Annotated in this window: 11 protein-coding genes; 10 read left to right on the top strand and 1 reads right to left on the bottom strand. The window is 63.1% G+C overall.

Translation table 11 applies throughout. The annotated features are described in order from the left end of the window. The first annotated feature begins 250 nt into the window (after nt 1-250). The 7 genes from ACOY6C_RS16140 (at nt 251) to ACOY6C_RS16110 (ending at nt 8,494) form a co-directional block, all read left to right on the top strand. Nucleotides 251-3,748, top strand: a complete 3,498-nt coding sequence (locus ACOY6C_RS16140) for a PhnD/SsuA/transferrin family substrate-binding protein (protein ID WP_420906547.1) — start codon at nt 251-253, stop codon at nt 3,746-3,748. Beyond that, nucleotides 3,745-4,140, top strand: coding sequence for a response regulator (locus ACOY6C_RS16135; RefSeq protein ID WP_420906546.1), 396 nt, complete (start codon nt 3,745-3,747; stop codon nt 4,138-4,140). The genes ACOY6C_RS16140 and ACOY6C_RS16135 overlap by 4 nt, the downstream gene beginning before the upstream one ends. Nucleotides 4,141-4,169: 29 nt before the next feature. After that, nucleotides 4,170-4,568 carry a response regulator gene (locus ACOY6C_RS16130; protein ID WP_420906545.1) on the top strand — a complete coding sequence of 133 codons (399 nt, stop codon included), beginning with the start codon at nt 4,170-4,172 and terminating at the stop codon, nt 4,566-4,568. 146 nt (nt 4,569-4,714) lie between these two features. Next, a complete protein-coding gene (locus ACOY6C_RS16125) occupies nt 4,715-4,900 on the top strand; it encodes a DUF4351 domain-containing protein (RefSeq protein WP_420906700.1) in 186 nt (61 codons plus the stop codon). A gap of 44 nt (nt 4,901-4,944) precedes the next feature. Next, the gene (gene leuS / locus ACOY6C_RS16120; protein ID WP_420906544.1) at nt 4,945-7,536 is read left to right on the top strand and encodes a leucine--tRNA ligase; all 2,592 of its coding nucleotides are present in this window, start codon (nt 4,945-4,947) and stop codon (nt 7,534-7,536) included. Nucleotides 7,537-7,586: 50 nt separating this feature from the next. Continuing rightward, on the top strand, nt 7,587-8,165 hold the full coding sequence (locus tag ACOY6C_RS16115; protein ID WP_420906543.1) for a hypothetical protein: 579 nt from the start codon (nt 7,587-7,589) through the stop codon (nt 8,163-8,165). Nucleotides 8,166-8,269: 104 nt separating this feature from the next. Further along, nucleotides 8,270-8,494, top strand: a complete 225-nt coding sequence (locus tag ACOY6C_RS16110) for a PP0621 family protein (protein WP_420906542.1) — start codon at nt 8,270-8,272, stop codon at nt 8,492-8,494. Nucleotides 8,495-9,118: 624 nt separating this feature from the next. Here ACOY6C_RS16110 and ACOY6C_RS16105 read toward each other — a convergent pair. Then, on the bottom strand, nt 9,119-9,610 hold the full coding sequence (locus ACOY6C_RS16105; RefSeq protein ID WP_420906541.1) for an RT0821/Lpp0805 family surface protein: 492 nt from the start codon (nt 9,608-9,610) through the stop codon (nt 9,119-9,121). 212 nt (nt 9,611-9,822) lie between these two features. Between ACOY6C_RS16105 and ACOY6C_RS16100 the strand changes: the two genes are divergently transcribed. The 3 genes from ACOY6C_RS16100 (at nt 9,823) to galU (ending at nt 14,085) form a co-directional block, all read left to right on the top strand. Further along, a complete protein-coding gene (locus tag ACOY6C_RS16100) occupies nt 9,823-12,525 on the top strand; it encodes a two-component system response regulator (RefSeq protein ID WP_420906540.1) in 2,703 nt (900 codons plus the stop codon). Between the two features lie 226 nt (nt 12,526-12,751). Continuing rightward, nucleotides 12,752-13,177, top strand: a complete 426-nt coding sequence (locus tag ACOY6C_RS16095; RefSeq protein ID WP_420906539.1) for a c-type cytochrome domain-containing protein — start codon at nt 12,752-12,754, stop codon at nt 13,175-13,177. Beyond that, complete coding sequence (gene galU, locus ACOY6C_RS16090) at nt 13,177-14,085, top strand: UTP--glucose-1-phosphate uridylyltransferase GalU (protein ID WP_420906538.1); 909 nt, start codon at nt 13,177-13,179, stop codon at nt 14,083-14,085. The genes ACOY6C_RS16095 and galU overlap by 1 nt, the downstream gene beginning before the upstream one ends. The last annotated feature ends 16 nt before the right edge of the window (nt 14,086-14,101 follow it).

The following is a 14,101-nucleotide window of genomic DNA, read 5'->3' as shown; positions in this document are numbered from 1 at the left end:
CATGTGTGGCGGACCGGATCGGCTTCCGATCCGAATGCAATTTCTATACCTCGTATCTTGCAAATTACGCCACCTTTCCCGAAAAATATGAAATAATCGCAATTGCACTTTGTTGGGATCTTGTCTATCCTCCTTTGACAATAGGGCTTATCATTCATATAAATAATAGACCCTATATTCGAACGTCCCTTTTCCGAATCGGACCGACCCCTGCCACCTTGAGCATGTCTCCCGACGCAATGGCCACATCATGGAAGGCAAGCAGACCCAACCATCCCGTTCTGCCCGTTCGATCGCCCAGCCACGCGCAACCGGTTGGGCCTGGCTGCTCCTGCTCATCCATCTGCTCGTCGGCTGCCAGACGGCCTGGGCCGACCGGCCCCTGACCATCGGCATCCTGGACCGGCGCTTCTCCTCGGGCGACTCGCACCCCTGGCAGCCCCTGGCCGACTATTTGACCACGCACGTCGGACTGTCCCAACCGATCGAGCTGGTGGTGGCCGATTACACGGAACTCAACCGACGCATTGCCGACGGCGCCCTGGACTTCCTGCTGACCAACCCTCTGCACTACATCCAACTCAGACAGCAATACACCCTCTCCAGCCCCCTGGCCACCCTGTCGGTCAAATCCCCACGCGGCGGCAGCAGCGCCCTGGGCGGCGTGATCCTGGCCCGCGCCGGACGAACCGATCTCAACACCCTGGCGGATCTGGCCGGAAAACGCATCGCCGCCCCCTTCCCGGAGTCCCTGGGTGGCTACATGGCCCCCATGTACGAACTCCACGAGGCCGGGATTCGCATCGATCCGGAACGTCAGATCCAGTTTGTGGGGGTCTATCCGGAACTGGGGATCACCCAGGTTCTGGAAGGGAAGGCCGATGTCGCCTTCACCCGCACCGGCATGCTGGAGGCCATGCTGAAGTCAGGAAAGCTGGCGGAGGGGCAACTCAAGGTGATCCATGGCCAGCAATGGCTCGAGGCGCCGTTCATCAGCTCCACGCGGCTCTATCCGGAATGGCCGTTCGTGGCCATTGCCCAACAGGAACAAAACCACCTGCACGAACAGATCGTCGCCGCCCTCCTGACGCTCGGCGAGCACCCGTTCCATCTCCCGGAAGGGGTGGCCGGCTTCGTGATGCCCGCGGATTATACCCTGGTCGATAAAGTGGCGCGCGTCCTGAAACTGCCGCCGTTCGAAAGCAACGGACCAATGAGCTGGAACGATCTGTGGAGCCAGTTTCACGGGATCATCATGACCACCATGCTGGCGGTGCTCGCCATCATCGCCCTGGCCATTCAGCTCTCCATCGCCAACCGCCGCCTGCGGCAGAGCGAAACCCGCTGGCATGCCCTGTTCAACCAGGCCCCGGATGCCATCTTCCTGGCCGATGCCAAGACCGGCCTCATCATCGATGCCAACCAGGCCGCCTGCCGGCTGATCGGCAAACCGCTGAAGGCGCTGCGCGGCGCCCATCATCGCCAGCTGCATCCAAACGACGAGAACAGCCAGACCATCTCGTGCGGCTTCGAAGAGCACGCACGCCAGACCGCCATCGACCCATTCCTGCCGATCAAGACCTGGATCGTGAATCAACAGGGCATGAACATCCCGGTCGAAGTCGCCGGCTGTCGCATCGATCTGGCCGGGCAGTCCATCGTGCAGGGGTTCTTCCGCGACATCTCCCACATCGAACGGATGCAACAGGAGATCCTCGCCCGCGAACACGCCTTCCGACAGGCGATCGAAACCACCCACGACGGCTATTGGGAGGTCGATCCGGCCACCGGGCGCCTGCTGGATGTGAACCACGCCTACGCCGAGCGTTCCGGCTACGATCGGGAGGAGCTGTTGCGCATGTCAATCCCGGATCTCGAGTCGCTGGAGGATGCCTGGGACGTTCGAACCCATATCGCCCGGATCGAACGGTACGGTAGGGACCGTTTCGAGACCTGGCACAAAACCAAGAACGGGAATCTCTGGCCGGTGGAGGTGTCGGTGAGCAGTTCGGGACCGGGTGGGCGCATGCTCTCCTTCGCCCGTGATCTCACCCTGCACAAGCGCGACGAGGCGATCATCCTGAAAGAAAAGGAGCTGCAAGAGATCCTGGCCGGATTGGGCAAGGAGCTGCTCGCCTTCCAGAAGATGACCATTCCATCGCTGGCCAAGAAGGTACTGGCCTTCTGTCTGGCGGTGACGCGCAGCTGCCAGGGGTACATCAACGAGGTCGATGCCCGGACCGGTCATGCCTGCAACCGCGCCATCATCTGGGATCTGCCGATCCTGTCCACCATGCGGCCACCGATTCTCTTCACCGAATACACCGACATCTGGGGCTGGGTGATCGAGCACCAGCGTCCCCTGCTGCTCAACACCCCCCAACGCACCTCCCACTTCTTTTCGCTGCCGATCGGACACGATCTGATCCTGGATCGATTCCTGGCCGTGCCGGTGATGCAGGGGGGCCGGGTGGTGGCCGAGATCGCAGTCGGCAACAGCGGACGGGACTACTCCCACGACGACATCACCGCCTTGGAACGGATCGCCGATCTGCTGGCCATCGCCCTGGATCGCGTGAAGCTGGAAGGACAGTTGCTGCATGCGAGCCGCATGGAGGCCATCGGCACCCTGGGCGCCGGCATCGCGCATGATTTCAACAACATCCTCGGCATCATCCTGGGATTCGCCGAACTCGGTCAAATCAAGAGCGCCGATCCGGCGGGGGTCTCCCACTGTCTGGGCGAGATCGCCATCGCCGGCAACCGTGCCAAGGGTCTGGTCGATCAACTGCTCACCTTCAGTCGGGGCAATCCGGTCGGTCGCGCCACCCTCAAACTGGCGCGCATCGTCCGCGAGGTCAGCCAGTTCCTGCGGATCTCCGTCCCCTCCTCCATCGCCATCATCACCGACATTCAAGCCGAGGAGATGATGATCCATGGCGATGGCAACCAGATCCACCAGATGCTGCTCAACCTCGGCACCAACGCCCGTCAGGCGATTCTCGGCGATCGGGGCCGGATCACCTTCACCCTCGACCAGGTTGATCTGACCGAAGGCCCCCTGCCGATCAAGGCGCTGACCCCCGGACACTACGCCCGGATCCAGGTGCGGGATACCGGCAACGGGATTCCCCAGGAGGTGATCGGACAGATCTTCGACCCTTTCTTCACCACCAAGGAGGTGGGCAAGGGAACCGGATTGGGACTGGCGGTGGTGCATGGGATCGCCACCAGCCACGGCGGCGCGGTGACCGTGGAGAGCGAATGGGGCAAGGGCTGTCTGTTTCAACTGTTTTTGCCGATGATCGACCCGGCGCGCGCCGAGCCGGAGTATCTGACGGAGATCCTGGTTCCCATCGCCGGTCGCGGCACCCTGTTGATCGTGGACGATGAACCGCAACTGCTGTCGCTTCTGGAGGGGATGCTCTCCGGGCTGGGGTATCGGGTGCAGCCGGAAACGGATCCGTACCAGGCCCTGGCCAACTTTGCCGCCCATGCGGACCGTTTCCAGGCCGTGATCACCGATTACGCCATGCCGGGCATGACCGGGGTGGAGCTGGCCACCCGCATCCGCGCCATTCGGCCCGATCTCCCGGTGATCCTCCTGACCGGCATGGACAGCGGCGCAATGCAGGAGGATCCGGAAAGACGGGTCATCGACCGGATCGTGTACAAACCAACCCCCATCCGTCCCTTGAGCGAAGCGCTCAACACCTTGATACGACCGCATTCGGGAGACAAACCATGAAACGCATTCTTGTGATCGACGACGATCCGCAATTTCTGCGTATGCTGACCGAAATGCTCGGCGAGGCGGGATACGCGATCCGCTCCGTGGACAACGGCGGGACGGCCCTGGAACTTTTGAAGAATCAGGGTCCCTGGGACATGGTGTTGTGTGATATCCTGATGCCACGACCCGACGGAATCGAGACCATCATCAAAATCCGCCAATGGAACCAGACCCAGAGCATCATCGCCATGACCGGCGGCGGTCGTTATCTGGATGCGGATCAGGTGCAACGCATGGTTCAGGATTTCGGCGTTCCGGAGGTGTTGCGCAAACCCTTTTCCATGGCGCAACTCATCGAGGCCATGGAACAATGCCCGACACCAGAGCCGCTCTCCAACCCCGAATGACCATTCCACCCCCCCCAAAGGAGCCCGCCATGCCCACCATTCTGGTCATCGAGGACGATCCACAGGTTCTCCGACTGCTCGAGGAGGTCTTGCGCTCTCTGGGCACCGTCCTCACCGCCCCGGATGGTCAGGTGGGGTATGAGATCATCCATCATCATCGCGGCATCGATCTGGTGATCACCGACGTTCTCATGCCCAACCGCGAGGGGTTGAGCGTGGTGCGGGATCTGCGGGAGTGGGATCCGCATGTCAAGATCATGGTGATCACCGGCGGGGACCGGGTCTTTCCAGCCGACATCCTGGTGGATGTGGCCAAGATCAGCGGCGCGGACATCACGCTCAAAAAGCCCTTCTCCATCGAGAAACTGCGCTCCGAGGTGACCCGCCTGCTCGACGAACGGCACAAGGAGATGGCCGGAAAGGGATAGGCTCGCCTTTCGGCCCCCAATCCTGCCAGAAACCTCTGGCCACCGGTCGCCCGCAAAAACAGGAGTCCGGAAATGCCGTTTGCCGCGACACGCCGATTCGTGATACCCTGGAAACCTGAAAATGTCGCTTTCCAGGACGTGTTGACCTGGGAAGGCAGCGAGTCTTCAGACAAGGGGCGGTCGCTCTGCCGCCGCGTCTGATGAAACGCCGCTTTGCTCCAATACCGGAGTGGGCGCGCGAGAAGATCGAACAAGCCGATCTGGAGCGTCTCGAACGGCTGAGCGAACGGCTCCTCGATGCCGGCTCGATCGGGAAACGCCTCGCCGATTGAGCGCCCGTGACGCCCCATTCATCTCCAATCGAAATCGAGAAGTCATGAAAAAGTACAATCCCCAGGCCGTGGAAGCCAAATGGCAGCGCATTTGGGAGGATGAACGGAGCTTTCGGGCCGACGAACGCGCGGAGCGGGAGAAGTATTACCTGCTGGTGATGTTCCCCTACCCGTCCGGACGGATCCACATGGGCCATGTGCGCAACTACGCCATCGGCGATGCGATGGCCCGTCACAAACGGCTGTCGGGTTGCGAGGTGCTGCAACCCATGGGATGGGATGCCTTCGGCATGCCGGCGGAAAACGCCGCCATCGCCCAGAAACGCCACCCCAAGGCCTGGACCCACGACAACATCGCCACCATGCGCAACGAGTTGAAATCCATGGGGCTGGCCTACGACTGGTCACGCGAGTTCGCCACCTGCGATCCGGATTACGCCCACTGGGAGCAGGTGCTGTTCCTCAAGCTGTACGAAAAAGGTCTGATCGATCGCAAGCTCTCCTTCGTCAACTGGGATCCGGTGGATCAGACGGTGCTGGCCAACGAGCAGGTGATCGACGGCAAGGGGTGGCGCAGCGGCGCGGTGGTGCAGCGCAAGGAGCTTTCCCAATGGTTTCTGCGCATCACCCGGTACGCGGATGAGCTGTTGGAGGGGATCGCCACCCTGCCCGGCTGGCCGGAGACCGTGCGCACCATGCAGACCAACTGGATCGGCAAGAGCCACGGGGTGGAGTTCGCCTTTGCCATCGACGGCGAGGAGGGTACCCTGCCGGTCTACACCACCCGTCCGGACACCATCATGGGGGTGACCTTCTGCTCCATCGCGCCGGAACACCCGCTGGCCGCGCGGGTGGCGGAACGGAATCCCCAGGCTGCGGCCTTCATCGCCGAGTGCCAGCAGACCGGCACCAGCGAGGAGGCCCTGGAGCGTCTCGAAAAGAAGGGGTTCTTCACCGGTCTGCATGCCATTCATCCGCTGACGGGTGAAAAAGTACCGATCTTCATCGCCAACTTCGTGCTGATGAGCTACGGCACCGGCGCGGTGATGGCGGTGCCGGCCCACGACCAGCGGGACTTCGAGTTCGCCCGCGCCCACGACGTGCCGATCCGGGTGGTGATCCAACCCGTGGGCGCCCCCCTCGATCCGGACACCATGACCGAAGCCTGGACCGGTCCCGGCTGGCTCGTCAACTCCGGCGAATTCACCGATCTCGAGAACGAAGTCGCCAAAAAAACGGTCGCCGAACGGTTCGAGGCGTTGGGAATCGGACGGGCCACGGTGCAATATCGGCTGCGCGACTGGGGCATCTCCCGACAACGCTACTGGGGCAATCCGATCCCCTTCATCCACTGCCCGTCGTGCGGCGTGGTGCCGGTGCCGGTCGCCGATCTGCCGGTGCCCCTGCCCGAGGATATCCTCGACCTCCTCGGCCAGCCGGGCAACCCCCTGGAGCGACACCCCACCTGGAAACAGGTCTCCTGTCCCACCTGCGGCCAGGCGGCGCGACGCGAAACCGACACCATGGACACCTTCATGGAGTCCTCCTGGTATTTTCTGCGCTACTGCTCCCCGGACCTCAAGACCGCCCCCCTGGATACCGCCCGCGTCAACCACTGGATGCCGGTGGATCAATACGTCGGCGGCGTGGAACACGCGGTGCTCCATCTCCTGTACGCCCGCTTCTTCCACAAGGCGCTGCGCGACGTGGGCGAGGTAGCCTGCGACGAACCCTTCACCCGCCTGCTCACCCAGGGGATGGTGCGCAAGGATACCCACCGCTGCCCGGAACACGGCTGGCGCTATCCGCGCGAGACCCTCGAACGCGAGGGTCGTCTGCTCTGCGCCGAATGCGAAGCGCCCATCGTCATCGGTCGCAACGAAAAGATGTCGAAAAGCAAGCACAACGTGGTCGATCCCAACGACCTCATCCAGGGGTACGGGGCCGATACCGCGCGGGTGTTCATGCTCTTCGCCGCCCCCCCGGAACAGGATCTGGAGTGGAACGACAGCGGCGTGGATGGAGCCTGGCGGTTCCTCAACCGCATCTGGCGCGTGGTGTGGCAGATCGTCGAACGGGCCCCCGGAGTCCCGCCGGCCCGCGCCATGCCCGAGGCTCCGGCGGCCCGCGCCCTGCGCGGCAAGATCCACGAGACCATCGACAAGGTGACCCGCGACATGGGACGCCATCAGTTCAACACCGCCATCGCCGCGGTGATGGAGTTGATCAATGCCGGCAGCCTGTTCCTCAACCAGGCCGGCGAAGGGGCCCTCTCCTCCGAGGAGGCCGCCACCCTGCGCGAGATGGCCGAAACCGTGGTGATCCTGATGAACCCCTTTGCCCCGCACCTCACCGCCGAGTTGTGGGAAGAGGCGTTGGCCATGCCGGGCCGGTTGCACGCGGCACGCTGGCCGATGGTCGATCCCGAGGCGCTGGTGCGCGAGACGGTCACCGTGGTGGTTCAGGTGAATGGCAAGCTGCGGGCCCGCATCGCCATGCCCGCCGACGCCCCGAGCGCCGAACAGGAGCGGCTCGCCCTGGCGGATCCCAACGTCCAACCCCATCTGGCGGACAAGACGGTGGTCAAGATGGTCACCCTGCCCGGCAAGCTGATCAACATCGTGGTCAAGCCATGAACCGGGATCACACCACGGACCCCATGGACACCCAGGGAGAGAACCCCAGCATGAACCGCCTGTCCCACGCCCGCGCCGGCCTGACCGCCGCGCTGCTCGCCCTCTCCCTGCTCGCCGGATGCGGCTACCGCTTTCCCGGCGAACGGCTCGCCAACACCGAACAGGGTCGCTGGACCCGGACCGTGCTGGTGGTGGAGGATGTCAGCCCCGCCAAAGACAAGGAGAAACTCAAGGTCAAATCCCGCTCCGACGCGGTTCTGACCCGCATCCTGCACGAAAACCTCACCACCCGCATGGGTCCGTTTGCCGCGGGATCCTCCAGCGCGGAGGGTTCCAAACGGTTGCGGGTGCAACTGGATGCGGTCAGCCGCGATCTGGTGCTCGAGGACAGTTCGGGTCGCGCCAATCAGTATCGGGTCATGATCACCGCCCACCCGGTCCTCGAGGTGGACGGCAAACCGAGCGAGCCGGGTTATCCGTCGGTCAAGGGGGTGGCCACCTACTACGAGCCAAGCTCCGGCACGGCCAGCCACGCGGCGCGCATGCGCGCCGAAACCGAGGCCATGAACCAGCTCGCCGACGCCCTGGTGGCGTTGCTGGCCGAGGATTTTCAACCAAAGAAACGCTAACCGCCCATGCCGAGCAGGTTCCAGGTTGTCCGTGTCATCCACTCCGCCCGCGACATCCCTCGGCGCGCCGGACCGTCTTATCCATTGAATTTCAAGGAGATCGCATGCTACTGCTCCGTTTTCTTCTGGCCATCGCCGCCGGTTACCTGATCTATCGACTGGTGCGTCGTTTCATCGCCCCGGCCAACGATACGCTCAACGCCCCGCCCGCAGGAAGCGGTTCGAAGCTGGTGCGCTGCGAACGCTGCGCCACCCTGATCCCGCCGGAAAACGCCCTGGTGCGCGGTGACCATCTCTTCTGCTCCGAGCAGTGTCGCACCGCTTCCTGACGGCGGATGCGACGGATGGGGAACGCTCCTTTCGTTTATTATATAAATTATGGAAATGGAGACAAAAAAACCGTATCACGCCGGAACGTGACACGGTTCTTCATGGATTCACCACGACCAGGGGAGGATGGTTCGGCGGGGGGGGTGAGGGGGATTCCCCCATCACAAACCCGCGAAAAATCGCGCAAGCGCGCGGTCTCAAGTGGGCCTCCTCCGGCGCCAGCCAATGGAGGCACTGGCTCGCGCGTCGCCTTCCGGTACTTGCCAACGGGGGGGCACTGGTTCGCGCGTCGCCTCCGGTGGCCTGATTCCGGGCCATGTTCGCGGCATCGTTTCGCCAAAGACGCGAAACGATGCCGCAGCCAAGGCAGCGCGCAGCGTTTTTTCGCAAAAGGCGCGAAAAAACGCTTTTTTTGAAGAGCGCGCTCAAAAGCTAAAGTCAAAAACAAAGTCAAAAGCAAAGACAGAACCTCGGAGGCTCTGCCTCCGAACCTCCGCCGGGGACCTTCGGTCCCCCGTCCCCTGCACTCGTGGGGGTCTGAACAGTTACCGTGGAACTCCCGCCAGGGGAGCTCCACGGTACGGGACGCGCGAAGGGTGCGGGGGGTCTCCCCCGCGGACGATTCAAATCTCCCAGCGACCATCCGGGCGACGGCAGGCGGTTTTGACGACCGTCTCGCGCTTGCCGTTGATCACCGAGGAGATCTCGGCCTGACGGCAGTCGCGGCCATCAACCTGATAAGGGGCCTGCGGAGTGACGGCGTATTCGGCGCGGGTATCCGGGTTGACCCAGGTGGTGGTCTGACGGGTGGGCATGGTCTCCAGGGCGTTGTTGAGACGGGCCTTGTCGTTCTTGTCCATTTCGTTGCCGACCGTGTAGCCGATGAGACCGCCAATGGCCGCGCCGATCAAGGCGTTCTGTTCCTTGTTCTTGGAGGGGCCGATCAGACTGCCGGCCAGACCGCCACCCAGCGCGCCGATTCCAGCTCCCTGCTGGGCACGGCTGTCCATGCAGCCAGACATCAGCGGCGCAACAAACAGCATGGCCGCCAGAGAGAGGATCCAGGGCCGACCGGCCCGCGCGACGCGACGCTTGACAGACGAAAAAACGGTCATAATGAGTTCCCCATTCCACAGATGATGTTCACACCGGTATCGCGCGATCGCCGATCGCCGGATTCTCGAAAGTATGAAAATTATCGAAAATGCTCGCGCATATACTTGCAAAAGTCAAATCAAATTTGTAAAAAATGGTATTTGGCCGTATACTCCGAATTGAGACCCGTTCCCAATTCGTGGAACTGTTCAGCCATGACCGATCGGCCTTCATGCAACACGTCGCGATCGAAAAAAATCGACCCGATTCACTGGGTGACAAGGCATTCATGACCGACCGGCATCCCATCGAGCTGTTGCTTTCCGACCCGACGAAGCATCCGACACCGGCCCCCTGTACCCAGGATCCCGGTCCGCGTCGCGCCCAGGGGCCATGGACGGTTCTGATCGTCGATGACGATACCGACATCCACGCCCTCACCCGCATGGTGCTGCGCGATCTGACCTTCGCCGGCGCGGGTCTGACCTTTGCCAGCGCCCACTCCGCCGCCGAGGCGATTCCGATTCTCGAAGCCAATCCGGAAATCGCGGTGATGCTGCTCGACGTGGTGATGGAGACCGATCAGGCCGGCCTCGATCTGGTGCGCCATGTGCGCGAGGTGATGAAAAACGGCTTCGTGCGCATCATCCTGCGCACCGGGCAGGCCGGACAGGCCCCGGAACCGCGGGTGATCACCGAGTACGACATCAACGACTACCGCGACAAAAGCGATCTGACCAGCCAAAAACTGATCACCGCGGTGACCGTGGCCCTGCGCGCCTGGCGCGATCTCAAAACCATCGAACATCTGGTCCATTCGCTGCGCCGCGAACGGGAGAGTCTGGCGCGGGCGCAACGCATCGCCCATCTGGGCAACTGGGAGTGGGACATCGCCCGCGACGCGATGATCTGCTCGGAGGAGGCGCGCCGCATCGTCGGCATTCCCTTGCACTCCGACATTCACGGCGTCCTGGAGACCTTTCTCTCCATCTCCCACCCCGAGGACCGGGCACGGGTCGAACAGACCATCCAACACGCGCTGCTTGAACTCACCCCCTTCGAGTTCGATCACCGGATCTTGCGTCCGAACGGCGAAATCCGCTGGGTCCACGAGATGGGCGAGGTGATCCGCGACGCCGACGGCAAGCCGATGCGCATGGCCGGCACCATGCACGACCGCACCGAGCAGCGCGAGGCCGAACAGCGTCTGAAAATCGCCGCCTCGGTCTTCGAGGGGGCGATGGAAGAGGCCGAATCCCACATGCTGCTCACCGCCAAGGTGTTCGAGAACGCGGTCGAGGGGGTGATGGTCACCGACCGGAGCGGACGGATCGTCTCGGTGAATCCGGCCTTTTCGGTGATCACCGGCTTCGACGCGGACGACGCGCTGGGCAACACCCCGGCCATGCTCCAATCCGGGATCCACGACGAACTCTTCTATTCCCGTCTGTGGCACGACCTGCTCGGCGAGACCAGCTCCTGGCGCGGCGAGATCTGGAACCGTCGCAAAAACGGCGAGGCCCATCCGGTATGGGAGACGATCACCGCCATCCGCGACCGCACCCAGACCATCACCCATTTCGTGGCCGTGTTCCAGGATCTGACCGCCATCAAGCGCAGCGAGGAGGCGTTGCACTTCCGCACCTACCACGACAGCCTCACCGGACTCCCCAATCGCGCCCTTTTCCACGACCGTCTGCGGCAGGCAATCGGCCAATCCGGGCGCAGCGACGACAAGGTGATGGTGCTGATCTTCGATCTGGATCTGTTCAAGAACCTCAACAACAGCCTGGGTCACACGGTCGGCGACCGTCTGCTCAAGGGGGTGGCCGAACGTCTGCGCCACTTCGTGCGCGAGGGGGACACGGTGAGCCGTCTGGCCGGGGACACCTTCGGCTTCATCCTGCGCGGCATCCGCAACTCCCAGGATGTGGGCGTGGTGGTGCGCAAGCTGGCCGACGCCCTGGCCAAACCCTTCTACATCGACGAGCAGGAACTGTTCGTCACCGCCAGCATGGGGGTCACCCTCTGTCCGGAAGATGGGGACGAGGCGGATCTTCTGATCCGCAACGCCGACATGGCGGTGGCCCGCGCCAAGACCGCCGGACGCGACAACTGTCAATACTACGCCCCGGCCATGGGCGCCGAGGCGGAACGGCGTCTGGCGCTCGAAAACAGCCTGCGCCAGGGTCTGGAACGGGACGAATTCCTGCTGCACTACCAACCCAAGGTCGATCTGCGCACCGAACGCATCTCCGGCATGGAGGCTCTGGTGCGCTGGCGTCACCCCAGGGATGGAATGATCTCGCCGGCGGAATTCATCCCCGTGGCCGAGGAGAGCGGGTTGATCCTGCCGTTGGGATCGCGGGTGCTCAAGCAGGCCTGCCTGCAAACCAAAAAATGGCACGATGCCGGCTTCGAACATCTGCGGGTGGCGGTGAATCTGTCGATCCGCCAGTTCCGGCAGGCCGATCTCCTGGACGACGTGCGCGCCGCCCTCGAAGAGAGCGGACTCCCTCCCGATGCCCTGGAACTCGAAGTGACCGAAACCCTGATGATGGAGAATCTCGACGACATCGTGGCCATTCTGACCCGTCTGAAGGCCCTGGGCCCGACCATCGCCGTGGACGACTTCGGGGTGGGTCACTCCTCTCTCACCTACCTGAAAAAACTCCCCATCGACGTGTTGAAGATCGACCAGTCGTTCGTGCGCGATCTGACCCTCGACTCCGACGACGCGGCCATCGTCACGGCGATCCTCGCCCTGGGTCGCAGCCTGCGGCTCAAGGTGGTGGCCGAGGGGGTCGAAACCCCGGAACAACTCGCCTTTCTGCGCAACGAGGGGTGCGATCAGTTCCAGGGGTATCTCTTCAGCCGTCCGCTCGAGATCGAGGCCTTTTCCTGCCGGCTCGCGGAGAGCTTTCCCGCCCCGTGACGCGCGGCCCAAGCCGCGAAAAACACCCTCCGGTCCGTACAAATGCCGTCGCGCGAACGCGCAAACCATGCTAGTATTTCACCCATGGATCACCACAGGGCGTTTCACGGATGGCGGTGAGTCGGGAGCCCCGCCATCGGGATCGACGAGATGCGGTCCCATGCAAGCCCCGTGCATCGATCGAAGCGGCATAGCCTTCAACCAAACCAATTGATAGGGGATTACCATGCGCACGCGTACTCGATTCACCCTCTGGTCGGTCGCCGCCCTGCTCGGCTTGGGCATGACCTTGGCCAATCCGTCCCAGGCGGCTGCTCCGGGTGGCGCGGCGGCCAACGCGCCGGGCGGGGGCGGTCGGGTCAGTTTCGCCGAGGATGTCTTCCCCATTCTCCAGAACCGCTGCCTGGAGTGCCACAAGGCCGGCGCGCCGGGTCTGGCTTTCTCGGGTCTCAACCTCGAAACCTACGAAGGGTTGATGCAGGGAACCCGCTTCGGACCCGTGGTGGTGCCGGGCAATGCCATGGTCAGCAACCTCAACGTCCTGGTCGAAGGACGGGCCGGCATCCGCATGCCCCACAACCGCAAACGACTCACCGCCTGCGAAATCGAGATCCTGCGCAACTGGGTCAATCAGGGAGCCAAGAACAACTGATGATGAAACTTCGTACCGTCGTGATTCCGGTGGCGGGCCTGGGAACCCGTTTTCTGCCCGCCACCAAGACCATGCCCAAGGAGATGCTCCCGGTCGTGGACAAGCCGTTGATCCAGTACGCGGTCGAGGAGGCCTGGGCCGCGGGCATGGAACGAATCGTCTTCATCACCGGTCGCGGCAAAAAAATCCTCGAGGATCACTTCGACCACTCCCCGGAACTGGAAGAGACCCTGACCGCACGCGGCAAGCTGGACCTGCTGGCCGAAGCCAAATCCACCATCCCCGCAGCGGCGGGCAACCTGCTCTTCACGCGCCAGAACCGTCCCCTGGGTCTGGGACACGCGGTGTGGTGCGGTCGCAACGTGGTCGGCGACGAGCCGTTCGCCGTGATCCTCCCGGACGACCTGATCGATGTCGCGGATGGCGAACCGGTGCTGCGGCAGATGGCCCGCCAGTTCGAACAGCGTCAATCCTCCATCGTGGCGGTGATGCCGGTCGATTCCGATCAAACCAACAAGTACGGCATCGTCGCGCCGCTCGACAAGGAGCTGGATACCCGTTCCGAGGCCAACCGCTGCTTCCAGGTGACCGGACTGGTGGAAAAACCCCTCGCCGCCGCCGCACCCTCCAACCTGGCGGTCATCGGACGCTACATCCTCACCCCGGAGATCTTCAACTACCTGGAGCGGCGCCATCAGGGGGTGGGCGGCGAAATCCAGCTCACCGACGCCATCGCCGGTCTTCTGGAGCAGCAATCCGTCTTCGCCTTCCGCTTCCGCGGCATCCGCTACGACTGCGGCGACAAGGTGGGCTTCCAAATGGCCAACACCGCCCTCTCCCTGCAATGTCCGCAACTGCGCGAACGGCTGCTGCCCTTCCTGCGCGATCTGGTCGCGAGTCAGGGGTGACACCTCTTCAAACCAA

Source organism: Candidatus Magnetaquiglobus chichijimensis (assembly GCF_045865675.1).
Taxonomy (GTDB): domain Bacteria; phylum Pseudomonadota; class Magnetococcia; order Magnetococcales; family Magnetaquicoccaceae; genus Magnetaquiglobus; species Magnetaquiglobus chichijimensis.
Note: the sequence above shows the minus strand (reverse complement) of the source record. Positions and strands in the feature narration are given on the sequence as shown.